This window comes from Ancalomicrobiaceae bacterium S20, from assembly GCA_040269895.1.
Taxonomy (GTDB): Bacteria; Pseudomonadota; Alphaproteobacteria; order Rhizobiales; family Ancalomicrobiaceae; genus Methyloraptor; species Methyloraptor flagellatus.
Genome location: CP158568.1, coordinates 4,172,558 through 4,197,853 on the forward strand (window position 1 = coordinate 4,172,558; position 25,296 = coordinate 4,197,853).

Sequence of the window (25,296 nt, forward strand, 5' to 3'; positions counted from 1 at the left end):
TTAAGAAAGCGTAAACGCCGATCCGGCCGACAGGCTGGGGAGAACGGCCGGTCGCGTCCGCCGCAGGTGGACGAGGTCGTTTCCGGATTGTGGATCGCCGGGGATACCGGTAATCCACCGCCTAAGAGTCAAACCAAGAGTCTTCTCGAAGAGAGATTTAAGGGAAGGGGGCTGTGCGTGACCGAACGCGGCGGATCAGGACAGGGGCCGACGGCACCCGAACGGAAGCTCCTCAAGGTCCTGGCGGGCGAAGCTATCTTTCCTCCTCCGATCTGGGTCATGCGACAGGCGGGCCGCTACCTGCCGGAGTACAGGGCAACGCGGGCCGAAGCGGGCGGGTTCCTGGATCTCTGCTACACGCCGCGGCTGGCGACCGAAGTCACCCTGCAGCCGATCCGGCGCTACGGCTTCGATGCGGCGATCCTGTTCTCCGACATCCTGGTCATCCCGGATGCGCTGGGACGGAAGGTGAGCTTCCTGGAGGGCGAGGGACCGGTTCTCGAGCCCCTACCGCTCGGCGAGGTCGAGCGGCTGTCGGGTGAAGGCGTCGTGGATCGTCTGGCGCCGGTGCTGGAGGCCGTCGCATCGATCCGGGCTGCCCTGCCGCGCGAGACCACGCTGCTGGGCTTCTGCGGGGCTCCCTGGACGGTGGCGACCTACATGATCGCCGGACGGGGCACTCCGGACCAGGGACCGGCCCGGCGGGCCGCGCTCGGCGATCCCGAGCGGTTCGGCCGGCTGATCGATGTCCTGGTCACCGCCTCGATCGATTATCTGATCGCGCAGCTCCGAGCCGGGGCCGATGCGGTGCAGATCTTCGACACATGGGCCGGCGTGCTCGACGAGGCGTCGTTCGAGCGCTGGGTGATCGAGCCGACCAAGCGGATCGTCGCAGGGATCCGCGCCGCCGTGCCGGGGGCGCGCGTGATCGGCTTTCCGAAGGGCGCGCAGGCTTCACTGGTACGGTTCGCCGCCGAGACCGGCGTCGATGCGGTCGGCATGGACTGGACCATGCCGCTCGGTTTTGCCCGCGATGCGATCCAGCCGAAGGTTGCTGTTCAGGGCAACCTCGATCCGATGCGGGTGGTGACCGGCGGCCGGGCCATCGATGAGGGCGTCGATCGCATCCTCGAGACGCTTGGTCAGGGCCGGCTGATCTTCAATCTCGGACACGGCATCACGCCGGATGCGGATCCGGCCCATGTCGCACGGCTGGTGGACCGGGTGCGCGCGGCGCGGCGTTGAAGCGATCGGATCGAATCCGGGCAAGGGAGAGGCATCGATGACATCCGATCTCGGATCGATCGAACGGGACCGGTCTCCGGCGCGGCGGGCGGCGATTGCCATCGCGGTCACGGTTGTGCTGTTCGGCGCGCTGGTTCTCTGGAATCCGGCCGGGCTCTACAACTGGATGAAGGCGTTGCATGTGATCGCGGTCATCGCCTGGATGGCCGGCATGCTCTACCTGCCGCGGCTTTTCGTGAACCACGTCGGACTACCGATCGGGTCGGCCGAATCCGAGCTTCTGAAGGGCATGGAGCGCCGCCTGCTGCGGATCATCGTCAATCCGGCGATGATCGTGACCTGGGTGGTCGGCGCCTGGCTGGTCTGGCAGGGCGAATGGTGGCGAGCGCCGTGGTTTCACGGGAAATTCGCCCTCGTGCTGATCCTGTCGGCTCTGCACGGGCACTTTTCGGCCGCGGTCCGGGCCTTCGGCGAGGATCGGAACGCGAAGACGGCGCGCTATTGGCGAATCATGAACGAGATGCCGGCCCTGTGCATGATCGGCATCGTCATCCTGGTGATCGTGAAGCCGTTCTGAGCGGCGTTCCGCTGCACGTTCCGCATCGAGAACCCTTTTCCCGATCGAGGCTTGGCGCGGTCCGTACGGGCCCTGACGGCACGTTTGGCGAATTGCTCTTGTCCGAAGCCGCGCGGACCGCTATTTTCGCGATATCACCTCTTTGCAGGCGCGGCCCTTCCCCATGACGAAGGGCCCCGACTTGAGCCCGGTCCATCCGGCGCCCGGTCTGCCCTGCTCTCTCCCCGTTCTTCGTATCGACTGGTCCGGCCCGCACGCGACCTCTTCGATTCCCGATATCGATCGCTTTCGTCGCGCCATCCGACGCCCGCGCCCTCACGAGATTCCCACTCATGCAGCAGTTGAAGCTTCAGGACCTCAAGTCCAAGTCCCCGACGGAACTCCTCTCCTTCGCCGAAGAGCTCGAGGTCGAAAACGCGAGCACGCTGCGCAAGCAGGAGCTCATGTTCGCGATCCTGAAGCAGCTCGCGGCCAAGGAGACGGAGATCATCGGCGAGGGCGTCGTCGAGGTCCTGCAGGACGGCTTCGGCTTTCTGCGTTCGCCGGATGCGAACTACCTGCCGGGTCCGGACGATATCTATGTCTCACCGTCGCAGATCCGGCGCTTCTCGCTGCGCACCGGCGATACGGTCGAGGGCCATATCCGCAGCCCGAAGGAGGGCGAACGGTACTTCGCCCTGCTCAAGGTCAACACGATCAACTTCGAAGACCCCGACAAGGCGCGCCACAAGGTCCACTTCGACAATCTGACGCCGCTCTATCCGGACGAGCGGTTCAAGATGGAGCTCGAGGAGCCGACCTCGAAGGACATGTCGCAGCGGATCATCGACATCGTGTCGCCGCTCGGCAAAGGCCAGCGCGCGCTGATCGTCGCGCCGCCCCGGACCGGCAAGACGGTGCTGCTCCAGAACATCGCCAAGTCGATCACGGCGAACCATCCGGAGTGCTACCTGATCGTCCTGCTGATCGACGAGCGTCCGGAAGAAGTCACGGACATGCAGCGCACGGTAAAGGGCGAGGTCGTGTCGTCGACCTTCGACGAGCCGGCGTCGCGCCACGTCCAGGTCGCCGAGATGGTGATCGAGAAGGCCAAGCGCCTGGTCGAGCACGGCCGCGACGTGGTGATCCTGCTCGACTCCATCACCCGCCTCGGCCGCGCCTACAACACGGTGGTGCCGTCCTCGGGCAAGGTGCTGACCGGCGGTGTCGACGCCAACGCGCTGCAGCGGCCGAAGCGCTTCTTCGGCGCGGCGCGCAATATCGAGGAAGGCGGTTCGCTGACCATCATCGCGACCGCGCTGATCGATACCGGCAGCCGCATGGACGAGGTGATCTTCGAAGAGTTCAAGGGCACCGGCAACTCGGAAATCATCCTCGACCGCAAGGTCGCCGACAAGCGGACGTTCCCGGCGCTCGACATCACGCGTTCGGGCACCCGCAAGGAGGAGCTGCTCGTGCCGTCGGACATGCTCAAGAAGACCTATGTCCTGCGCCGCATCCTCACGCCGATGGGTACGGTCGACGCCATCGAGTTCCTGCTCGACAAGCTGCGGCAGACCAAGACGAACAGCGATTTCTTCGATTCCATGAACACCTGATCGGGCGGGGTCGTTTCGCGATTCACGTGGAACATCCACCCCGTCGATCGATTCGGATCTGTAATGAAGCCCGGCCGGGATCCCCGTGCCGGGCTTCGTGTTGTCAGATCGAGAGCGGCGGGCTCTCTCAGGTGCCGGGCATCGGCCGGCCGGTCAGCAAGGCACGCAGTTCGGCCGGCTCGGTCACAGGCAGCGAGCAGGCGCCGTCGCGGCAGACGAAGGCCGTCGCCATGCCGGAGATCGGCGCCTTGCCGCGAGCCGGGTGGTCTTCGGGAAGATCGTCGATCGATTCGACCACGAAAGGAATGACGCGCAAATCGGTCGAAGCGGCGATCTCGTTGCGCATCGGCGTCAGGCTGGTGCCCGGCGGGGCGGCGATGACGACTTCGACCGGTCCCAGGCGCGTGTCGAGCGCGTTGAGCAGGCTCGCGGTGCCGAAAACGTTGCGCAGCACATCGCCGGAGAAGGCGAGCAGGATGCGATCGGCACGGTCTCGGAAGCGCGGCTCGCCGGTCAGAATCCACAGCCGGACCAGAGAGTCCGCCAGTGTGCCATTGGCATTCGGGGTCGCTTCGTCGAGTGCGCTCTTCGGGCGAACGACTAGAGCCTCGGCATCGCCCGCGGTCATGTAGACGCCGCCGGCCGTCTCGTCCCAGTAATGAGTGTGAAGCGCATCGGCCCAACGTACCGCGTCCGCGATCAGGGCTTCGTCGCCGATCGCTCTATGGAGCGTGAGAGCGGCGCGGATCATCTGGGCGAAGTCCGACGCCATGCCCGGGAAGACGAGGCGTCCCTCGCGCCAGGAATGGCCGAAGCGATCGCCGCGGGTCATGGATTCGGTGACGAAACGATACGCGTCCCAGGCCGCGGCGACCCAGTCGGGCCGTTCGAAATGGGCGCCGCAGCGAGCGAGGCCAGCGATGGCGAGGCCGTTCCAATCGGCGAGAACCTTGTCGTCGAGGCCTGGACGAACCCGATGCGCGCGCGCCGCCAGCAGCTTGGCACGGGCGGCGGCGAGGCGAGTTTCATCCTCGAGCGATCGACGGTCGGGAGCGCCGGACCGGTTCAGGATGTTGACCTCCTCCCAGTTTCCCTCCGGTCGAACCCCATAGGCCGTGATGAACAGGTCGGCGTCGATGCCGAGAACGCTGCGGATCTCGGTCTCGTCCCAGACATAGAACTTGCCTTCGACGCCCTCGGAATCCGCGTCGAGGCTCGAGGCGTAGGCGCCGCCGGGCAAGGTCATTTCTCGCGTCAGCCAGCCGATCGTCTCCTCGATTCGGTCCCGAAACAGCGGGTCGTCGGTTTCGGCGTGGGCGAGGCAATAGAGGTCGAGGAGTTGGCCGTTGTCGTAGAGCATCTTCTCGAAATGCGGCACGAGCCAATGATCATCGACCGAGTAGCGCGCGAAGCCGCCGCCGAGATGGTCATAGATGCCGCCCTGCGCCATCTTGCGCAGCGCGAGGAGGGCGGCGTCCTTGTAGGCGGGAACGCCCGTGCGGGTGCCGGCACGCCAGAGCAGTTCGAGCAGACCGGCCTGCGGGAACTTCGGCGCGCCCTGCGTGCCGCCCTCGTCGGGATCCATGATCGCCAGCAGCTTTTCGGCGGCCGCGTCGAGCAGGGGGCGATGCAGAGGTGCGCCCTCGCGGGCCCGGGTCTCGATCCGCTCGATCAGTGCGCGCCGGTTTTTGGCGACGCGGTCAGGCTCCTCGCGAAACACCCGCGCGACTTCCTCGAGCACCTGGGTGAAGCCCGGCTTGCCCCACTTCGCCTGTTTGGGAAAATAGGTGCCGCCCCAGAACGGCTCGCCCTCCGGGCTCAGGAACATGGTCAGCGGCCAGCCGCCCGGTTCGCCGAGCGCATGGAGGGCGGCCATGTAGATCTGGTCGATGTCGGGCCGTTCTTCGCGGTCGACCTTGATGTTCACGAACAGGCGGTTCATCACCGAGGCCACCGCTTCGTCCTCGAAGGACTCGTGCGCCATCACATGACACCAATGGCAGGCCGCATAGCCGATCGAGAGCAGGATCGGCTTGCCGGTCGCCTTCGCCTCGGCGAGCGCCGCAGGGCCCCAGGGACGCCAGTCGACCGGGTTGTCGGCATGCTGCAGCAGATACGGACTGGTTTCGCCGGCGAGCAGGTTCATCGGTATGTCCATCTGTTCGGGTTCGACGCAGTGACCGTGGCGGCGTCGGGCTTTGCGGTTGGAGCAGTTTCCCGGTGCGTAGACAATCGCTAGAGCGGCATCCGATCAGATTGGATCGGATGCCGCTCTAGCCTATTTGTAAACGCAAGCCTTTTCCGATCGGAGTGAATCACTCCGATCGGGTCTTGCTCTAGAGAGGATCGTGGCGCCCGCAAAGTCAGATGGCGCCGACGGTCGATAAGTCGAGGATGCGGCATCGGGTTCGGCCTGCCGGGTCTTCGAATGCCGTGGATCGGAGTGGAGCCGCTTGAACGACACGATCTTTGCCCTGTCGAGTGGCGCGGTGCCGGCCGGGGTCGCGGTGTTCCGGATCAGCGGTCCGGCGACGCAAGAGATCCTTGTCTCGGTCGCCGGCAGCGTGCCGGAACCGAGGCGGGCGAGCCTGCGCGGACTTCGACAGGTCGACGGGACCCTGATCGACCGCGGGCTGGTGATCTTCTTCCCCGGACCGAACAGCTTTACCGGCGAGGACTGCGCGGAGTTCCATGTCCACGGCGGCCGCGCGGTGGTGGCGGCGATGGTCGCGCGGCTTGCCGGTCTGCCGGGGGTGCGGGCGGCGGATGCGGGCGAGTTCACGCGCCGGGCATTCGAAAACGGTCGCATGGACCTGACGGCGGTGGAGGGTCTCGCGGATCTGGTCGCGGCCGAGACCGAGCAGCAGCGCCGGGCCGCGCTCCGGCAGGCGGAAGGCGGGTTGGCCCGGCTCTATGAAACCTGGCGGCATGGGTTGACGCGTGTTCGCGGTCTGGTCGAGGCGGATCTCGATTTCGATGACGAGGGGGATATCCCGGGATCGGTCGCCGATCGCGCTTGGATCGAGGCCGGCGCTCTGCGCAAGGCTATCGCTGCTCATCTCGACGATAGCGGGCGCGGGGAACGGCTTCGGCGCGGCGTTGAAGTGATGCTGATGGGACCGCCGAATGCCGGCAAGTCGTCGCTGCTCAATGCGCTCGCGCGGCGGGACGTCGCTATCGTCACCGCCGAAGCCGGCACGACGCGCGATTTGATCGAGATCCATGTCGACCTCGACGGCTATCCGGTGACCCTCGTCGATACGGCCGGGCTGCGTGAAGCGGAGGGTCTGGTCGAGCGTGAGGGCATTCGTCGGGCCCGGTCTCGTGCCGCCGCCGCGGATCTGGTGCTCTGGCTCGAATCGGCCGACGGGGACGGGACCGCGGTACCGCCGGACGATCTGGTCTGTCCGGTCTGGCGGGTGGCGACCAAGGCCGATGTGGTGCCGGCGGAGGCAACGGATTCGGACTCGAAACGAGCGTCATCCTTATCGATCTCGGTGGTGACCGGGCAGGGCCTGTATCGGCTGGAGTCCGAACTCGGTGCTTTTGCGGCGGAGATCTGCGGCAAGAGCGACGAGCCGATGATCTCGCGCGCGCGCCATCGGCATCACCTGGAAGCTGGGCTCCGCCATCTCGATGCGGCGATCGAGAATGACTTTCTGCCTTTGGAACTTCGGGCCGAAGAGCTGCGTGCGGCCGCCGAGGCGATCGGTCGCGTGACGGGCAAGGTCGACGTCGAAGAATGGCTCGGCGTCATCTTTGCGGAGTTTTGCGTCGGCAAGTGATCGGATCGGACTCGGAACTTTGTTTCACGTGAAACATCGATTCGACTCCGATCAGATTCTCGGCGATGGTGCGAGCGCCTATGATTGCCGCGTCGCGAGCGAGGCGGCGTTCGAGCGCCACGCTTTGACGCGAAAACGCGCCTGCGATAAAACGCTTGGAAGGCGGCCGGAGCCGCGCAGAGAACCCCAATGAACTCGGATGTGATTGTCATCGGCGGCGGCCACGCCGGCGTCGAGGCCGCGGGCGCTGCGGCACGGCTCGGTGCGCGAACGCTATTGGTCACCCATCGCTTCGACACGATCGGCGCGATGTCGTGCAACCCGGCGATCGGCGGCTTGGGCAAGGGGCATCTGGTCCGCGAGATCGATGCGCTCGACGGCTACATGGGCCGGGTCGCCGATCTCGGCGGCATTCAGTTCCGCATGCTCAACCGCCGCAAGGGTCCGGCCGTGCGCGGGCCGCGTGCTCAGGCGGATCGGCGCCTCTATGCGGCGGCGATGCAGGAGGCGATCCGGGCGACGCCGCTGCTGACCGTGGTCGAGGGTGAGGCGGACGACCTCGATGTGGTCGATGGGCGGGTCGCCGCCGTGCTGCTCAAGGACGGCCGCCGGCTGCCGACCGGCGCGGTGGTGATCACCACCGGCACGTTTCTGAACGGCCTGATCCATATCGGCGATGTGCGGCGCCCCGGCGGCCGGGTCGGCGAGGAACCGGCCCGTGGTCTCTCGGCGACGCTGACGCGGCTCGGGATCCGCCTCGGTCGTCTGAAGACGGGCACGCCGCCGCGTCTCGATGGCCGGACCATCGATTGGAGCGCGGTGGAGATGCAGCCGGGCGACGACGAGCCGGTGCCGTTCTCGACGCTCACCACCACTCTGCCGAACCCGCAGATTCAGTGCGGCATCACGCGCACCATCGAGGCGACGCACCAGGTCATCCGAGACAACCTGCATCGCTCGGCAATGTATGGCGGTCACATCGACAGCGTCGGGCCGCGCTACTGTCCCTCGATCGAGGACAAGATCGTCCGCTTCGGCGATCGCGAGGGTCACCAGATCTTCCTGGAGCCCGAGGGGCTCGAGGACCCGACCGTCTATCCGAACGGCATTTCGACCTCCCTGCCGGAGGATGCTCAGCGCGCGTTGCTGGCGACGATCCCCGGTCTCGAACGCGTCGAGATGGTCCGGGCTGGCTACGCGATCGAGTATGATCATGTCGACCCGCGCGAGCTCGACCGATCGCTCCAGGTTCGGGCGGTGCCGGGGCTCTATCTTGCCGGACAAATCAATGGCACGACGGGCTACGAAGAGGCAGCCGCGCAGGGATTGGTGGCCGGTCTCAATGCGGCTCGATTCGCTTCCGGAATGACGCCGCATGTGTTCGATCGCGCGGACGGCTATATCGGCGTGATGATCGACGATCTGGTCGGGCGCGGTATCAGCGAGCCCTATCGGATGTTCACCTCGCGTGCCGAATTCCGCCTGCTGCTGCGGGCCGACAATGCCGACCAGCGGCTGACGCCGATCGGCATAGAGCTTGGGCTGGTCGGAGCGGAGCGGCGGGCGCACTACCTCGCCAAGGCGGAAGCGCTGGCCGGGGCGCGAACGCTGATCGCCGGGCTCTCGATCACGCCGACCGAAGCGGCACGAGCGGGACTGGTGCTGAACCAGGACGGGGTCCGTCGTTCGGCCTTCGATCTGCTGGCCTATCCCGATATCGACTTCGCACGGTTGTCCCGGATCTGGCCCGAGCTGGCCGCGCTTGATCCGGCGGTCGCGGAGCAGGTCGAGATCGATGCGAAATACGCGGTGTACCTGGACCGGCAGGCGGCTGATATCGACGCGCTGCGCCGCGATGAAGCGGTTGCCATCCCTGCAGGACTAGACCTGGCGAGCTTGCCGGGCCTTTCCAACGAGATCCGCCACAAGCTGCTGCGGCACCGCCCTGGCACCATAGGGCAGGCTTCGCGGATCGACGGCATGACACCAGCGGCCCTGACCCTGTTGCTTGCCCACGTGCGGAAAGCCGGCAAGAGCGGCGTGACGTTGACGGCCGACAACGGGTGACAAACGGACATTCGCGCGGGGCATCGACGGGTGACGCGGCCGAGGCCTGCGCAACGGCTTGAACAGGGTGCGGAGAGACGTCCGGTTGGTCCGTGCCGTTTCAGGGATGCAAGGATCGACACTCTGGAGAGGATCGCTCGCTGGCGCGTCTAGGCCGTCGGAAACGGTGGGCGCTATGTCACGCAGCGCGGGGCCGGTGCGGGCTCTGGCGTGGGTCCGTGGCGGTCTTGGAGATCGGGGCTTACTGTACCGGTTCCGGGTTGCTTGGCCGGGACCCGAAGGGCTCGTGGATCACGGTCGTCGGGAAGCGAGCGCGCCGCCAGTCTCTCGCTTAGCGAATGATCGGCGGTTACATACTTCTCTTTGCTCGCTGCGACCGGCAGGGTTGGATCGTCTATGCCGGTGGATAAAGAAAGCCGCCATTGAAGGAGGGATTCGCCTTTGTCGCTGAACAGGGCGGAGTTCTTCGGGCGGGAAGTGGCCGGCGGCTTCCCGGTGTCGGCTGCAGCAAGACTAGGCGGTGGTAGGGGGCATATTCTGGCGGGCCAGATTGCCGTTTGTGCGGCGCAGATGGTGAGGGGCGGAGGCAGGCCCGGCGTATCCGCGGAGTTGCCGCCTGCTAGCCTGAGCTTTTTGGCCGACGGCGGGTGCCCCAGGGCAGCGACCCTATTCGTACTGTCGCGAGGCTAGTCCGGCTCGAAGGCAGTCGGTGGCGCTGTTCGATGTTTGCGTTGGAGTGCCATGCATTGAGGGATTCCGACTCGACCGCGTGACTGATAGGATCCTTGGTGGCCGGGCGGCGTGCACCGAGCCCACCCAAGCCAACGATTCGAGTCCGGAATGAAGATCGATCTGCCCGAGGCTGTTGACGCCGTTTCGGCCATTTACCCTGTTTCACGTGAAACCATGGAGCGGCTGGAGATCTATGCCGGGCTGCTGCGCAAGTGGCAGAAGAGCCAGAACCTCGTGTCGCCGGCTACACTGCCGCATCTGTGGACCCGACATATGGCCGACTCGGCGCAGGCGCTGGCGATGCTCCCGGAGGCGCGGCGATGGGTCGACATTGGCTCCGGTGCAGGATTTCCCGGTCTCGTCACGGCGATCCTGCTCGCCGACGTCGAGGGCGCGCAGGTCGATCTGGTCGAGAGCAATCAGGGCAAGGCGGCTTTCCTCAGGACGGTGGCGCGGGAGACGGGTGCGCCCGCGCGCGTCCATGCCGAGCGGATCGAGGCATTCACGGGCCGATTTGACGAAAAGGTCGATGCGGTTTCGGCGCGGGCCCTGGCTTCCTTGGCCGATCTCTGCCGTCTGACGGCGCCTCTGGCGGCGCGCGGAGCGGCGCTTGTTTTCCACAAGGGTCAAGATTTTGCGTCTGAGCTGAAGGAAGCCACTCAATCTTGGGATCTGGATCTGGTACAAAGGAGCAGTCGGATCGACCCCGCCGGCTCGATCCTCCTCATTCGTCGCTTGGTTCCTCGCACGTCCGTTTGACGGAGTGGATTCCGCCATGAGCTCTCTTCCGAAGATGCCGCGCGTGCTCGCACTCGCCAACCAGAAGGGTGGCGTCGGCAAGACGACCACCGCCATCAATCTGGGCACCGCGCTCGCCGCCATCGGTGAGGACGTGCTCATCATCGATCTTGACCCGCAGGGCAACGCCTCGACCGGTCTCGGCATCGATCGGCGCAGCCGCACGCGCTCGACCTACGACCTCCTGGTCGGCGAGGCCGATCTCGGTCAGGTGATCATCGAGACCGCAGTACCGCGGCTCTGGGTGGCGCCGTCGACGCTCGATCTGCTCGGTGTCGAGCTCGAGATCGCGGCCTCGTCGGATCGTGCTTATCGGCTACGCAAGGCGGTCGCGGACTACGCCGCGCGCATTGCCGGGCAGCCCGGCATGCCGCATTTCAGCTACGTGTTGGTCGATTGCCCGCCGTCGCTGAACCTCTTGACCATCAATGCCATGTCGGCCGCGCATTCGGTGCTGGTGCCGCTGCAGTGCGAGTTCTTCGCGCTCGAAGGTCTGTCGCAGCTGCTGTCGACCGTCGAACAGGTCAAGGGCTCGCTCAATCGCGAGCTTACGATCCATGGCATCGTGCTCACCATGTTCGACGCGCGCAATAATCTCTCCGGCCAGGTCGTCGCCGACGTGCGCGAGCACATGGGCGAGGCGGTCTACGAGACGATCATCCCGCGCAATGTCCGCGTGTCGGAAGCGCCGTCCTACGGCAAGCCGGCGCTGCTCTACGATCTGAAGTGCTCGGGCAGCCAGGCCTATCTGCGGCTCGCCTCGGAGATCATCCAGCGCGAACGGCGCATCCGCGCCAACGCGGCGTGATCGATTCTCATCCGTAATGAATGTCGGTCGTTGCGGGGCCGGCAGTGATTCCAACGCGTGGGAGGCTCCTTTTGGGGGAACGCGACATGGTCGAAGAGCGTAGGCGCCTCGGGCGCGGGTTGGCGGCACTGCTGGGCGATATGGCCGAGCCGGAGACGAGCGCGCCGGACCGCGAAGGTCACAAGCGCATTCCGGTCGAGTTCCTGCGGCCGAACCCGCGCAATCCGCGTCGGAGTTTTGCCGAGGACGACCTCGCCGACCTCGCGGCCTCCATCAAGGAGAAGGGTATCGTCCAACCGATCCTGGCGCGGCCGGCCAAGGCGCAGGCCAATGCCTACGAGATCATTGCCGGCGAACGGCGTTGGCGCGCGGCGCAGCGCGCCGGCCTGCACGAGGTGCCGGTGATCGTCCAGGACGTCTCGGACAAAGAGGCGCTCGAGCTCGCGATCATCGAGAACGTCCAGCGCGCCGACCTCAACCCGATCGAAGAGGCCTACGGCTACGAGCAGCTGATCGCCGAATTCGCCTATACCCAGCAGGATCTGGCGCAGGTGATCGGCAAGAGCCGCAGCCACGTCGCCAACACGCTGCGTCTGCTGAAACTGCCGGACTCGGTCAAGTCGCACCTCAAGGACGGCAAGCTCACCGCCGGCCATGCCCGGGCGTTGATCACCGCCGACAATCCGGGCGCACTCGCCGAGCGCATCGTCACCGAAGGCCTTACCGTCCGCGATGTCGAGGCGCTGGCGCAGGCGCCGAAGCCGGTCGAGGCGATGAAGCCGGGTCGGCCGAAGCGCGACAAGGATGCCGATACACTGGCGCTGGAGAAGACCATCACCGACGCGCTCGGGCTCGCAGTGACGGTCGACCACAAGCCGGACGGGTCGGGTGAGGTGCGGATCCGCTACCGGAGCCTGGAACAGCTCGACGAAATCGCGCGACGGCTCCAGCACGGCTGAGCGCGCAGGCGGCAAGTTGGCGATATGAGGGGCGGGCACGTGCGTGGCCGCCCTTTCTGTTTTTGCGCAGACGGTACGCCGCCGGATCCGGCTTGAACCCCCCAGGACTATGAGGCTCCGCATGCCGGTCTGCAGCAGAGGGCGGCGGGCGGTCTCGGTGCCTCGAGGCATCTCGCCTCGGGCAGCTTCGTCGAACGCGAGGCGTTCGGACGAGGGTTGGCGGCCGGATGCGAACGGCCGGGCTCGGCTTCAGCGTCGGTCGGCGGCGCGGGCCGCGCGGGCTATCTGCAGGAAGGCGTCGTTGAGCACGGCGGTCGCCAGTTGCGGCGTGGTGCGGGACCGCAGCATGGCCTCGTCGAGAAGCTGGAGCGCGCGCTGGAGCCGTTTGGCGGTCCAGAGCGTCAGCTGGCGGGTCATGATCGGCTTGCGCTTGTCGTAGACGGGCGGCTGCATTCGCGCGATCACGTCGGGAATGGTGCGGCCGGAGTCGACGTCGGCGCGGGCGCGGTCGAGCATCTGGAAATGCCGGATCACGGCGGTCCCGGCGCCGGCTGGCGAGGTGCCGGCCCCTTCGAGCCCGGAGACGAGGCGGTCGGTCTCGGTCGGGTTACCGCCGGCGATGGCATCGATCAGCGCGCTGACCTGGTAGGTGCTGACGTCGCCGACGACGGCGGTGACGTCATCCGCCGTGATGCGGCCGCGGCCGTGGCAATAGAGGCAGAGTTTTCGGACTTCGCCGCGCGAGGCGAGGCGGTCGCCGCCGAGCTGGGATTCGAGCAACTCGCGGGCGTCGGCGTCGATGGTGAGGCCGGCGAGCCGGGTCTCTTCCTCGATCAGGCGGGCCAGGTCGGCGGCGTTGTCGACGTAACAGGCAATGGCCGCCGCCGCGGGGTGATCCTCGAAGCGCTTGCGCAGGCCGGTGCCCTTCTTGAGATCCCCGGCCTCGACGACCACCAGGCTGCCCTGCTCCGGCGTGTCGAACAGCGGTTCCAGCGCCGGGCCGACGTTGTAGCGCGCGCCATCGTCGCGTACCCAGACCACGCGCCGGTTGCCGAACAACGAGACGGTGCGCGCCTCGTCGATCAGGCGCGCCGGGTCGGACGACACCTCCGAACTGCCGAGCTTCACCAGCGAAAAGGGATCGTCGGCGCCGGCCGTGGCAGCCTTGATCAGCTTGGCGGCGCGTTCGGCGATCAGGCCCTCGTCCTGGCCGTAGATCAGCACGAGCGACACGCGGTCGAACGGCTTTTTCAGGAAGGCGTCGACCTCGGAGGGCTTCAGCGCCGCCATCGATTCGGCTCCGGAACGGGATTTACGAGCCGTGCGTGGCCAGGAAGACCGCGATCTTGGTGCGAATGTCCTGCGCGATCACGGTCGCGGCGCGGTTTTCGGCGTCGCGCGCCGCGCGGACATTGGCAAAGCGCTGGTTCGTCGCGTCGTAGGCCGCGTTCGCAAAGCTGTTGCCGTAGGTCAGCGTCTTGCCGGTCGCGATGTCGGTCAGCGCGTAGCTGGCATTGAGCGTGACCAGATAGCCGGCCGGGATGTTGGTCTGCTTCTCGACGCCGACCGGGGTCGAATTGTCGGTGTAACGAATATCGAGACGGTAGAGCGGCTTCGGCGTTTCGCCACCGTGGGAGAGGCCGAACTCCAGCTCGTTGCGGATCTTCTGGCCGACGCGGCCTTCCATCAACGCAACATCGACATACCGCATCCGCTCGTTGACCGGCGCTGCGCCGCCGGGCAGGGCGACGGAGCCGTAGAGCGGCCGGACGTTCGAGCAGCCGGCGAGGCCCGTCAGGGCGCCGAGCGCCAGCGTTGCGACCAGGAGACGCTTCATCTTGTCCTTCCGGCGGAGCCGGCTCCTCGACTTGATCTGGCGCCCATCCTAGGGCCTGGCGCGGCCGCGGCCAATCGCAGGCGGGCAACGCTCCCCGAGAACGGTCACCTCGGGCAGAGAGCGGCGGTATGCGAGGCGAGGGCCGATTCACGTGAAACGGCCCCCGCCGGCGTTCTGCGGTCAGGCGACCACGTTGACGATGCGCTGCGGCACCACGATGACCTTCTTCGGCGCCTTGCCTTCGAGGGCCTTCTGCACGGCCTCGAGCGCCAGGACCGCGGCGCGGACCGCGGCCTCGTCGGCGGTGCGGGCGACGGTGATCTCCGCGCGCTTCTTGCCGTTGATCTGGATCGGCAGCGTGACCTCGTCGTCGACGGTCAGGCTGCGATCGACCACGGGCCAGCCCGTGGTCGCGACCAGGCCGTCGCGGCCGAGCGCGGTCCAGCATTCCTCGGCGAGATGCGGCATCATCGGTGCGATCAGGCGCACGAGCACGCCGAAGGCTTCAGAGAGGGCCGCGGCGAGGCTCGGATCGGAGCCCGCCTGACCATCCGCGACGACCTTGCCGATGGCGTTGACGAACTCGTAGAGCCGCGCCACGGCCCGGTTGAAGCCGAGCTTCTCGATGTCGTCTTCGACCGCGGCGAGCGTCTTGTGGGTCGTCTTGGCGAGTGCCAGGGCGGCCGGCGACCAGGTCGCGGACACTTTCGGCGCGGCCCGGACGACATCCGCCGCCTCGCCGACCAGACGCCAGATGCGTTGGACGAACCGATGCGCGCCTTCGACACCGGCCTCGGTCCAGATCACGTCACGATCGGGCGGGCTGTCGGAGAGCATGAACCAGCGGGCGGTATCGGCGCCCCAGGTCGCGATGATCTCGTCCGGATCGACGACGTTCTTCTTCGACTTGGACATCTTCTCGATCGAGCCGATCTCGACCGGCGCACCGTCCTTGCGCAGCCGGGCGCAGCGCTTGCCGTCGATCTCCTCGATCTCGATCTCCACGGGCGAGATCCAGGCACCGTCGGCGTCGCGATAGGTCTCGTGGACCACCATGCCCTGCGTGAACAGGCCGGCGAAGGGCTCGTCGAGCCCGGCATGGCCGGTCGCCTTCATCGCGCGGGTGAAGAAGCGCGAGTAGAGCAGGTGCAGGATCGCGTGCTCGATGCCGCCGATGTACTGGTCGACCGGCAGCCAGGAATCGACCGCCGACCGCGTGGTCGGCGCTTCCGTGTTCCACGGGTCGGTGAAGCGGGCGAAGTACCAGGACGAATCGACGAACGTATCCATTGTGTCGGTTTCGCGCCGGGCCGCCTTGCCGCACTGGGGGCAGTTCACGTGCTTCCAGGTCGGATGGTGGTCGAGCGGGTTGCCCGGCCGGTCGAAGGTCGCGTCGTCGGGCAGCAGCACGGGGAGCTGATCCGCCGGCACCGGCACGACGCCGCAGGCGTCGCAGTGGATCATCGGAATCGGGCAGCCCCAATAGCGCTGGCGCGAGATCAGCCAGTCGCGCAGGCGATAGTTCACCTGTCGGGTCGCCTGCGGAGCGCCGTCGAGCGTGATCGCCTCGAGCTTGGAGGCGACGGCGTCCTTCGCCGCCTCGATCGCGAGACCATCCAGGAAGCCGGAATTGAACAGCGTGCCCTCGCCGTCGTAGGGCGCCTTCTCGACCGAGAAGGCGGCCGGATCGGTGTCGGGCGGCAGCACGACCGGCTTGATCGGCAGGCCGTACTTGGACGCGAAATCGTGGTCACGCTGATCATGACCCGGGCAGCCGAAGATCGCGCCGGTGCCGTAATCCATCAGGATGAAGTTCGCGACATAGACCGGCAGCGTCGCGCCCGGGATCAGCGGATGTTCGACGGTGAGGGCGGTCTTATACCCCTCCTTCTCGGCGGTCTCCAGGACCGCGAGCGAGGTGCCCATCTGGCGGCACTTCTCCTGGAACGCAGCGAGCGCGGGATCGGTGGCGCCGAGCGCCTTGGCGACCGGATGCTCGGGCGAAATCGCCATGAACGACGCACCGAACAGCGTGTCCGGCCGCGTCGTGAAGATCTCCAGCGTGGCGTCACCGTTCGGGGCTGCGGTCGTGAAACGGAAACGGACGCGCAGGCCCTCGGACTTGCCGATCCAGTTGCGCTGCATCAGGCGCACCTTGTCCGGCCAGCGGTCCAGGCCATCCAGCGCGGTCAGCAGGTCCTCGGAGAACTGGGTGATGCGAAAATTCCACTGCTCCAGTTCGCGCTGCTCGACCACGGCACCCGAGCGCCAGCCGCGACCGTCGACGACCTGCTCGTTGGCGAGCACGGTCATGTCGACCGGATCCCAGTTCACCTTCGACTTCCGGCGATAAACGAGCCCGGCCTTGAAGAAATCCGTGAACATCTTCTGCTGGTGCTTGTAGTAGTCCGGCGAGCAGGTCGCGATTTCGCGCGCCCAGTCGAGCGAAAGTCCCATGGACTTCAGCTGACCGCGCATGGTCGCGATGTTTTCGTAGGTCCACTTGGCCGGATGGACCTTGTTCTGCATGGCCGCATTCTCGGCCGGCAGGCCGAATGCATCCCAACCCATCGGGTGCAGGACATTGAAACCCTTGGCGCGCTTGTAGCGCGCGACCACGTCGCCCATGGTGTAGTTGCGCACATGGCCCATGTGGATGCGCCCGGACGGGTAGGGGAACATCTCGAGCACGTAGTACTTCGGGCGCGGATCGTCGTTCTTGGTCGCAAAGACATCCGCGTCGGCCCAGGCCTTCTGCCAACGCGGTTCCGATTCACGGGGATTGTACCGTTCGCTCGCCATCGATCCGTGCCCGATCCGCTTCTCTGATAAATCTGTGGGTCGGCCCCGCGGATCGCGCGATTTTCGCTTGCGAACACCTGCGGCACGGCCGAACGGCGGACCTTCACCAGAAAGCGGCATGCCGGTCAATGGTTTCGGCCGCGGAATCGCCTCGGCGGCGATGCCGCGATGGCTGTTGTGGCGGTCCGGCATGGGCGCATGCTATCGGAGGCCATCGCAACGACCTGCCGGACCCCCTCATGAGCGCTCCCGACCGCCTCGCCGAGATCCTCCATCGCATGCGCCGGGCCGAGAAGGCCGTCGGACGCGCCGAGGGCGCGACGACGCTGGTCGCGGTGTCGAAGACCTTCGGCGTCGATGACATCCGGCCGGTGATCGCGGCCGGCCAGCGGATCTTCGGCGAGAACCGCGTGCAGGAGGCCAAGGCCAAGTGGCCGGAGCTCCGGGCCGAGACCGCCGGCATCGAGCTGCATCTGATCGGACCGCTGCAATCGAACAAGGCGCGCGAGGCGGTCGAACTGTTCGACGTCATCCACACGGTCGATCGCGAGAAGATCGCGGCGGCGCTCGCCGAGGAAATGGCGCGGCTCGGCAAGCGGCCGCGCCTGCTCGTGCAGGTCAACACGGGGCTCGAGGATCAGAAGGCCGGCATCGATCCGCGCCAGGCGGTCGGCTTTGTCGAGCGCTGCCGGTCGGTGCATGGGCTCGCCATCGAAGGGCTCATGTGCATCCCGCCGGTCGGCGAGGAGCCCGGCCCGCATTTCGCGCTCCTGGCCAAACTCGGTCGTGAGGCGGGGACGCCGATGCTGTCGATGGGCATGTCGTCGGATTTCGAGACCGCGATCGGTCTCGGCGCGACGCATGTCCGTGTCGGCAGCGCGATCTTCGGAGGTCGGTCGTATCCGGCCTGAGTCGCGTCGAAAATCGTGTCGGAAACGAAACGACCGGCCGAATGGGAGACTCGCTGGCGGCGTTTCGCCGTGTCGTCCGAGCTCTGCGTCATCCGGATTCGAACGGCCGCCTGCGGCCTTCCCAGGCCCGCCGCAGGGCTTCGACTTTCCCTGCGCGGGCGATCGGGCGCGTAAGCTCCTCTCTTCCGCCTCAGCGCACCACCATGACCGCGTTGCGGCCGATCCGGCCGAGGATCTTGCGCAGGTCGGGTTCGGAGACAGCGACGCAGCCGGCGGTCGGGCCGCGGTCCGGGCGGGTGAGATGAAAGAAGATCGCCGAGCCGCGGCCGAGCGATCGGCGGCTCACATTCCAGTCGAGCACCACGACGATGTCGTAGAGGCGGTCGGTCCGGGCCATCGTCTCGTGCGACTTGGCGAAGGGCAGGCGGACGAGCCGATTGTAGCGACCGTCGGTCGGATCGTCGGCCCAACCGTCGTCGGTCCGGGTCGGACGAAACGGGATCGGTGCCGGCGGCCAGCCGACGCGGTCGGCGCGATAGAAGCCGCCGACGAGCCGCATGCGCGCGGCCGGAGTTGCTCCATCGCCCTCGCGCTTGAAGCGCGTGATTCCGCCGCGCCCCAGGCTGCAGGGGAAAACGTTGCCGGCGATCGTGAGCAGTCCTTCGGTGGCCGCTCCAGGTTTTCGGGTGACCGTGAGCAATATCGGGCGACGTGCGGGCACGCTTTCTCCTGATCGAAATGCGCCAAAACGGCGTATCACACGCGAGCGTGACCGTGGCGACGGGTTCGGACAGATTTTCGCCACATGCAGCGTGTCTTGCACAAGTGGCCGAACGATGTTCTTTTTGTCTCGGACTTGCGGGACAAGCAATGCCACGCGGACGACGCGACGACACCGATCGCGATCACCGGTCTGCCGATCCCCGTCGCGGGGTGGCGCGCCGATGTGATCGGTCGGGTCACGGGTCGGCGGCGATCGACGCGGAGGTGGGGAGCCGCAGCGATCATCGGGCGTGAGCATGGACGACGCCGTTCGCCGCGGAGCCACGAGAGAGGAAACCCATGGCCGCCCGAAAGATCCTCATTTGCGATGACGACGACGATCTGCGCGAAGGTCTCGTCGAGCAGCTCTCCCTCTACGAAGAATTCGAGACGGTCGCGACCGAATCGGCCGCCAAGGGCATTCAGGCCGCTCGCGGCGAGCAGGTCGATCTCATGATCATGGACGTCGGCCTGCCGGACATGGACGGCCGCGAGGCCGTGAAGCTGCTGCGCAAGGGCGGCTTCAAAGCGCCGATCATCATGCTGACCGGCCATGACACCGATTCCGACACGATCCTCGGGCTCGAGGCCGGTGCGAACGACTATGTCGCCAAACCGTTCAAGTTCGCGGTGCTGCTGGCGCGGCTGCGCGCGCATCTGCGCCAGCACGAGCAGACCGAGGATGCGACCTTCAACATCGGCCGCTACACCTTCCGTCCCTCGGCCAAGCTGCTGGTCGACGAGAAGGGCAGCAAGGTGCGGCTGACCGAGAAGGAAACCTCGATCCTCAAGTACCTCTACCGGGCCGGAGAACGTGCGGTGTCGCGCGATGTTCTCCTGCACGAGGTTTGGGGGTATAACTCCGGCGTCACGACGCACACGCTCGAGACGCACATCTATCGTCTTCGCCAGAAGATCGAGCGGGATCCCTCGCAGGCCGAATTGCTGGTGACCGAGACGGGCGGCTACAAGCTGGTGCCGTAACCGGTGTGATCGCCGGACACGAGGCGTCGGATTGCCTCGGGCGGACCTTGGTGGGTCGCGCTCGAGGGGGACGACGCGAGGTCCGGCGGTTCCGGTGGGGCGCCGGCGTTTCGGCGCGGGGTCTGGCCGCGCCGTTCGAGGAAGCCGGTCCGGGCGTCCTCGGACGAAACAATCATTGGATTCCGGTGCCTGTGCGATCCATCGCGGTCGCCCGGAGCCCTGGGGGTGAAACCGGCCGGGAATGACACTCGAGCACGATATCGACATCCTTGGGCGCGTGCCGTTCTTCTCCGGCCTCTCCGCGGAACCGTTGAAGCTCCTCGCCTTCAGCGCGGACACGCTCGACCTCGCCGACGGCGCCGTGCTGTTCGAGGCGGGCGAGCGCGCCGACACGGGCTATGTCGTGATCGACGGCCGGGTGGCGCTCGCGCGCGACGAAGCGGGCGGCCGCAAGGTGCTCGATCTGGTCGGGCCGGCATCGCTGCTCGGCGAACTGGCGCTGATCGTCGATACGGTGCGGCCGGTCACGGCGATCGCGCGCGGCGCCGTGCGCGTGCTGGCGATCCGCCGGCCGCTGTTCCGGCGCATGCTGGAGAACTATCCGGATATCGCGGTCGGGATCCGCGACCAGCTCGCCGACCGGCTCGGCGGTCTTGCGCCCGAGATCGGGCGCATTCACGATATCGTCGCGGAGCCGGACGAGGGCTGACCCCCCGTCCGGCCGCCGCCTTTTCTTCAGCCGAGCACAGCCGCCATCACGCGGGCGAGCCGCTTGCCGAAATCGGACGGATGGGCCGGCGCCTCGCCGTCGAGGATGCGCGCCTGGCCGAGCAGGAGATGCGCGGCGTCGTCGACGAGGCTCTTGTCGTTATCCGCAAGGCGCCGCGTCATCGCCGCGACAATGGCGTGGCGCGGGTTGATCTCCAGGATCGGCTTGGCGAAGGCCGCGCCGCCCTGATGGCGGGCGATGATCTTCTCGAACTGCTTGTCGGGCCCGAAATCCGGCGCGACCAGACAGGCCGGGCTCTCGTCGAGGCGCGCCGACGGGCGCACATCGGCGACCTCGGCCTCCAGCACGGTCTTCAGATGCGCGACCAGCGCGGCGACATCGGCCGCCGGCGCTTCGTCGGCCTTGTCGGCCTCGGGCTTCGCCGGTTCGGGGATCGCGTCGAGATCGGCGGCACCTTGCGTGATCGACTGGAACGGCTTGCCCTCGTAGCCGAGCGCGGAGCGGACCCAGAAGGCGTCGACCGGATCGGACAGCAGCAGCACCTCGACGTCGCGCTTGCGGAAGCCCTCGAGATGCGGGCTCGCCGCGGCCCGTTCGGCCGTGTCGGCGGTCACGTAATAGATCCGGGTCTGGTTTTCCTTCAGATCCTTCACGTAATCGGCGAGCGAGCGCCAGCCGTCGCCGGAGCGGGTCGTCTTGAACCGGGCGATCTTGAAGATGTCGTCGCGGCGCTCGGGATCCTCGTAGAGCCCTTCCTTGATCACGGGACCAAAAGCGCCCCAGACCTTCTCGAAGCTGTCCTTGTCGGTATCGGCCAGTTTGCCGATCTCGGTCAGGACCTTGGTCGTGACGTTCTTGCCGATCGCCTCGAGCACCGGGTTCTTCTGCAGCATCTCGCGCGAGATGTTGAGCGGCAGATCCTCGCTGTCGACCACGCCGCGGACGAAACGGGCCCAGGCCGGCAGGATTTCGACCTCGTCGGAGATGAACACGCGCCGGACGTAGAGCTTGACCCGGCCCTTGCGCGCCGGATCGAACAGGTCGAACGGCTTCATCGACGGCACGAATACCAGCACGGAATATTCGTGCCGGCCCTCGGCCTTGTAATGCAGCGTCAGTGCGGGCTGATCCCACTGGCCGGAGACATTGCCGTAGAACTCGGCGTACTCCTCCTTGGTGATCTCCGACTTCGGCTTCACCCACAGGGCGGAGCCGTCGGTCAGCGCCTTGCGCTCGGCCTCGCCCGCCGTGGCGAAGGCGATCGGCACCGGGATATGCGCGGAGTATTCGCGCACGATCCGCTCGATCGTCGCCTCTTCCGCATAGGTCGCAGCGTCCTCGAGCAGCTCGAGGACGACACGCGTGCCGTGGGCGGGAGCGCCGGGAAGCGCGGCCGGCTCGATCTCGAAGCGGCCGCGGCCGTCGGAGGTCCAGGTCCAGGCCTCGGCGCTGCCGGCCTTGCGGCTCGTTACCCGCACGCGGGCGGCCACCATGAAGGCGGAATAGAAGCCGACGCCGAACTGGCCGATCAGGTTCGACGGCTGGGCGCCGTCGGAGAGTTCATCGAGGAAGGCCTTGGTGCCGGAGCGGGCGATCGTGCCGAGATTGGCGACCAGCTCGTCGCGATCCATGCCGATGCCATTGTCGGCGATGGTCAGGCGGCGGGCGGCCGGATCGGCTTCGATCACGATCTCGAAGCGCTCGCCGTCACCGATCAGCGCGGGCTCGGCGATCGCGCGCCAACGCAGCTTCTCGCAGGCGTCGGCGGCGTTGGAGACGAGCTCGCGGAGGAAGATGTCCTTGTTGGAATAGACCGAGTGCACCATCAGGTGCAGGAGCCGCGACACTTCCGCCTGGAAGGCATGGGACTCGGCCGGCGCATCGGCCGGCCGCTCGGTGGTTTCCGTGCTGTTTTCCGGGGTCATGGTTCCGTCGTCGATCATCGGTGGGAACGTCTGCGGGTCTCGCGGCCCGCGCGTGCCTGATATCGTCGATCGTGACCCGGATTCAAGTCGACGGCCGCGCGGCCGTCACTTCATATTGGTGCTGAGGTTGGTGAAGGTCGAGCCGAGATTGGTGCCCAGGGTCGTCGCACCGGTGATGATCGCGACGGCGATCAGCGAGGCGATCAGGCCGTACTCGATCGCGGTGGCGCCGGATTCGTCCTTCAGCAGGGCAAGGAAAAATTTCATCGTGACCTCCATGACGCGGTGACGGATCACTTCGCCGCCCCCGCCGATACGGCAGACCATGACATTCACGGTTGAATCAGCTCTTAATCACGGACAGATCTTTGGCGATAAATTCTATGCCTTCCCCGGCTCTCGTCCTGCTGGTCGGTGCGCTCTGAGGCGAAATCGGCCCGAATCCCCTACGTCATTCGAGGTTTTCGCTCACCGTGGACGTTCAGGACGTGTGAACCATCTTCGCAAGACATGAAAAAACGCCGCGCTCCGGGGGGGAGACGCGGCGTTCTCGATCGTCATCGACGGGTCGGGGTGAGGCACGGTCCCGATCCGATTGGTGGGTACCTGTGATCAGCCGAAGCTGCGCACATCGACGAAGTGGCCGGCGATCGCGGCGGCCGCCGCCATGACCGGCGACACCAGATGTGTCCGGCCCTTGAAGCCCTGCCGGCCCTCGAAATTGCGGTTCGAGGTCGAGGCGCAGCGCTCGCCCGGGTCAAGCCGATCGGCGTTCATCGCGAGGCACATCGAGCAGCCGGGCTCGCGCCACTCGAAGCCGGCGGCCTTGAAGATCACGTCGAGGCCCTCGGCCTCGGCCTGGTCCTTCACGAGGCCCGAACCCGGAACCACCATGGCGAGCTTGATGTTCGGGGCGACCGTCTTGCCCTTCACGATCGAAGCGACCTGGCGCAGATCCTCGATGCGACCGTTGGTGCAGGAGCCGATGAAGATCTTGTCGAGCGCGATGTCGGTGATCTTCTGGCCCGGCTTCAGGTCCATGTACTCGAGCGCGCGCCACTTGGAGGCGCGCTTGTTCTCGTCGGCGATGTCGTCGGGGTTCGGCACGGTGCCAGTGACCGAGACGACGTCCTCGGGGCTGGTGCCCCAGGTCACGATCGGCGGCAGGTTCGCGGCGTCGAGGCGGATCTCGGTGTCGAAGTGCGCGCCCTCGTCGGTGAACAGCGTCTTCCAATAGGCGATGGCGCGCTCGAGCGCCTCGCCGGTCGGCGCCTTCGGCTTGCCGAGGATGTATTCGAAGGTCTTCTCGTCCGGCGCGATCAGGCCGGCGCGGGCGCCGCCCTCGATCGACATGTTGCAGACGGTCATGCGGCCTTCCATCGACAGCGAGCGGATGGCTTCGCCAGCATATTCGATGACGTGGCCGGTGCCGCCGGCGGTGCCGATCTCGCCGATGATGGCGAGGATGATGTCCTTGGCGCCGACGCCGTCCGGCAGCTTGCCGTCGACGGTGACGCGCATGTTCTTCGCCTTCTTCTGCACCAGCGTCTGGGTGGCGAGCACGTGCTCGACTTCAGACGTGCCGATGCCGTGGGCGAGCGCGCCGAAGGCGCCATGCGTCGAGGTGTGGCTGTCGCCGCAGACGATGGTCATGCCGGGCAGGGTGAAGCCCTGCTCGGGGCCGACGACGTGGACGATGCCCTGCCGCTTGTCGAGCTCGTTGTAATATTCGACGCCGAACTCGGCCGCGTTCTTGGCGAGCGTCGCGACCTGCAGCGCCGACTCCGGATCGTCGATGCCGTGGCTGCGGTCGGTCGTCGGAACGTTGTGATCGACGACGGCGAGCGTCTTCTCCGGGGCGCGGACCTTGCGATGAGCGGTGCGCAGGCCTTCGAACGCCTGCGGGCTCGTCACTTCATGGACGAGATGGCGATCGATATAGAGCAGGCACGTCCCGTCCGGCTGGGTATCGACGACATGGTCGTCCCAGATCTTGTCGTAGAGCGTGCGCGGGGTCGTGCTACGCGCGTTCATCCTGGCGTACTCCCTGAAATCGTCCGGCCTTCGGGTCCCGGCCATGAAGGCGTTCATTTAGAACAACCGGGCCCGGAACGAAAGAGCCGAGACGCTTGCCTTCCGTGCGCTTTGCCGTTATCTAGCCGCTCGGATTTCGGCGTCGAGCCGAATCCGGGCGCCGCAGCGCCGCCGAAGCCGATCCAGGGTGATTAGCAAGATCACGATCGATCGTCCCGGACGACGCGGTCATCGGCCGATAGGTCCAAGCATTCGCAACCGGTGGGCTCGCCCCACCGAAAGTGAAGCCAGATCAACCGGTTGACGAAGCGGACGTGGAGTTGATAATCTCTTGGGCGGGCCAAAACCCGACCGGATGCCGACTTAGCTCAGCTGGTAGAGCACATCATTCGTAATGATGGGGTCGTAGGTTCGAATCCTATAGTCGGCACCACTCTCCTCTTCCCGTTCATCCTCTCCTTCGCGCTGATTATGCAGCTGGTCGCCTCGGGCCGAGGTGGTCCGCCTTAGCGCATTTTTGTCATGCGTCCCACGCCTGATCGCAGGCGCCGTCGTCGTCGGCAGGTGCCGACGCTCGTCGCCGCCCTATGGGTTTGCCGGCGCTCAGAAGACCATCGATCCGTTCCGCGCGGGAACAAGCGCGAGCCAAGCACGTTTGCTTACCAGGGCCCGTGCATTCCGACATGTGCCTCGGGGTGCGCGTGTTGTGTCCGGCCCAGCGAAGGGCTGTCCGAACGTTCAA

At 66.5% G+C, this 25,296-nt stretch carries 19 protein-coding genes and 1 tRNA gene; 12 read left to right on the forward strand and 8 right to left on the reverse strand.

Translation table 11 applies throughout. The features are described from left to right. Positions 1-177 precede the first annotated feature (177 nt). From hemE to rho, 3 genes are all read left to right on the forward strand, one after another. The gene (gene hemE, locus ABS361_18800; GenBank protein XBY46946.1) at positions 178-1,245 is read left to right on the forward strand and encodes a uroporphyrinogen decarboxylase; all 1,068 of its coding nucleotides are present in this window, start codon (positions 178-180) and stop codon (positions 1,243-1,245) included. A gap of 37 nt (positions 1,246-1,282) precedes the next feature. Next, positions 1,283-1,822, forward strand: a complete 540-nt coding sequence (locus tag ABS361_18805) for a CopD family protein (protein XBY44074.1) — start codon at positions 1,283-1,285, stop codon at positions 1,820-1,822. 332 nt (positions 1,823-2,154) lie between these two features. Continuing rightward, complete coding sequence (gene rho / locus ABS361_18810) at positions 2,155-3,420, forward strand: transcription termination factor Rho (GenBank protein ID XBY44075.1); 1,266 nt, start codon at positions 2,155-2,157, stop codon at positions 3,418-3,420. A 127-nt stretch (positions 3,421-3,547) separates the two neighbouring features. Here the strand turns inward: rho and ABS361_18815 are convergent, their stop codons facing one another. Continuing rightward, entirely contained in the window at positions 3,548-5,578 is a 2,031-nt protein-coding gene (locus ABS361_18815; protein ID XBY44076.1) for a thioredoxin domain-containing protein, read from the reverse strand. Positions 5,579-5,873: 295 nt separating this feature from the next. Here ABS361_18815 and mnmE point away from each other — a divergent pair, with 295 nt between their 5' ends. The 5 genes from mnmE (at position 5,874) to ABS361_18840 (ending at position 12,569) form a co-directional block, all read left to right on the forward strand. After that, on the forward strand, positions 5,874-7,205 hold the full coding sequence (gene mnmE, locus ABS361_18820; GenBank protein ID XBY44077.1) for a tRNA uridine-5-carboxymethylaminomethyl(34) synthesis GTPase MnmE: 1,332 nt from the start codon (positions 5,874-5,876) through the stop codon (positions 7,203-7,205). Between the two features lie 189 nt (positions 7,206-7,394). Further along, complete coding sequence (gene mnmG, locus ABS361_18825) at positions 7,395-9,272, forward strand: tRNA uridine-5-carboxymethylaminomethyl(34) synthesis enzyme MnmG (protein ID XBY44078.1); 1,878 nt, start codon at positions 7,395-7,397, stop codon at positions 9,270-9,272. 840 nt (positions 9,273-10,112) lie between these two features. Continuing rightward, entirely contained in the window at positions 10,113-10,763 is a 651-nt protein-coding gene (rsmG, locus tag ABS361_18830; GenBank protein XBY44079.1) for a 16S rRNA (guanine(527)-N(7))-methyltransferase RsmG, read from the forward strand. Between the two features lie 16 nt (positions 10,764-10,779). Then, positions 10,780-11,610 (forward strand): ParA family protein, encoded by an 831-nt coding sequence (locus tag ABS361_18835; protein ID XBY44080.1) that lies wholly within the window; start codon positions 10,780-10,782, stop codon positions 11,608-11,610. Between the two features lie 86 nt (positions 11,611-11,696). Next, positions 11,697-12,569, forward strand: coding sequence for a ParB/RepB/Spo0J family partition protein (locus ABS361_18840; GenBank protein ID XBY44081.1), 873 nt, complete (start codon positions 11,697-11,699; stop codon positions 12,567-12,569). 249 nt (positions 12,570-12,818) lie between these two features. Here the strand turns inward: ABS361_18840 and holA are convergent, their stop codons facing one another. The 3 genes from holA to leuS form a co-directional block, all read right to left on the reverse strand. Then, positions 12,819-13,859, reverse strand: a complete 1,041-nt coding sequence (gene holA / locus ABS361_18845) for a DNA polymerase III subunit delta (protein XBY44082.1) — start codon at positions 13,857-13,859, stop codon at positions 12,819-12,821. 22 nt (positions 13,860-13,881) lie between these two features. Beyond that, positions 13,882-14,406: an LPS assembly lipoprotein LptE gene (lptE, locus tag ABS361_18850; protein XBY44083.1), complete on the reverse strand. Its 525-nt coding sequence runs from the start codon at positions 14,404-14,406 to the stop codon at positions 13,882-13,884. A gap of 180 nt (positions 14,407-14,586) precedes the next feature. Continuing rightward, the gene (gene leuS, locus ABS361_18855) at positions 14,587-17,208 is read right to left on the reverse strand and encodes a leucine--tRNA ligase (GenBank protein ID XBY44084.1); all 2,622 of its coding nucleotides are present in this window, start codon (positions 17,206-17,208) and stop codon (positions 14,587-14,589) included. 239 nt (positions 17,209-17,447) lie between these two features. Here leuS and ABS361_18860 point away from each other — a divergent pair, with 239 nt between their 5' ends. Next, the gene (locus ABS361_18860) at positions 17,448-18,119 is read left to right on the forward strand and encodes a YggS family pyridoxal phosphate-dependent enzyme (protein XBY44085.1); all 672 of its coding nucleotides are present in this window, start codon (positions 17,448-17,450) and stop codon (positions 18,117-18,119) included. A gap of 190 nt (positions 18,120-18,309) precedes the next feature. On the opposite strand, the gene ABS361_18865 is transcribed toward ABS361_18860, so the two are convergent. Continuing rightward, positions 18,310-19,140 carry a L,D-transpeptidase family protein gene (locus tag ABS361_18865; GenBank protein ID XBY44086.1) on the reverse strand — a complete coding sequence of 277 codons (831 nt, stop codon included), beginning with the start codon at positions 19,138-19,140 and terminating at the stop codon, positions 18,310-18,312. 41 nt (positions 19,141-19,181) lie between these two features. On the opposite strand from ABS361_18865, the gene ABS361_18870 reads away from it, so the two are divergent. Both ABS361_18870 and ABS361_18875 read left to right on the forward strand, forming a co-directional pair. Beyond that, complete coding sequence (locus ABS361_18870; protein ID XBY44087.1) at positions 19,182-19,865, forward strand: response regulator transcription factor; 684 nt, start codon at positions 19,182-19,184, stop codon at positions 19,863-19,865. 241 nt (positions 19,866-20,106) lie between these two features. Next, positions 20,107-20,574 (forward strand): cyclic nucleotide-binding domain-containing protein, encoded by a 468-nt coding sequence (locus ABS361_18875; GenBank protein ID XBY44088.1) that lies wholly within the window; start codon positions 20,107-20,109, stop codon positions 20,572-20,574. A gap of 26 nt (positions 20,575-20,600) precedes the next feature. On the opposite strand, the gene htpG is transcribed toward ABS361_18875, so the two are convergent. From htpG to leuC, 3 genes are all read right to left on the reverse strand, one after another. Continuing rightward, positions 20,601-22,538 carry a molecular chaperone HtpG gene (gene htpG, locus ABS361_18880; GenBank protein ID XBY44089.1) on the reverse strand — a complete coding sequence of 646 codons (1,938 nt, stop codon included), beginning with the start codon at positions 22,536-22,538 and terminating at the stop codon, positions 20,601-20,603. Between the two features lie 87 nt (positions 22,539-22,625). Continuing rightward, positions 22,626-22,787: a Flp family type IVb pilin gene (locus ABS361_18885; GenBank protein ID XBY46947.1), complete on the reverse strand. Its 162-nt coding sequence runs from the start codon at positions 22,785-22,787 to the stop codon at positions 22,626-22,628. Between the two features lie 345 nt (positions 22,788-23,132). Further along, entirely contained in the window at positions 23,133-24,554 is a 1,422-nt protein-coding gene (gene leuC, locus ABS361_18890) for a 3-isopropylmalate dehydratase large subunit (GenBank protein XBY44090.1), read from the reverse strand. A gap of 357 nt (positions 24,555-24,911) precedes the next feature. On the opposite strand from leuC, the gene ABS361_18895 reads away from it, so the two are divergent. After that, a tRNA-Thr gene (locus ABS361_18895) sits at positions 24,912-24,987 on the forward strand. Positions 24,988-25,296 lie beyond the last annotated feature (309 nt).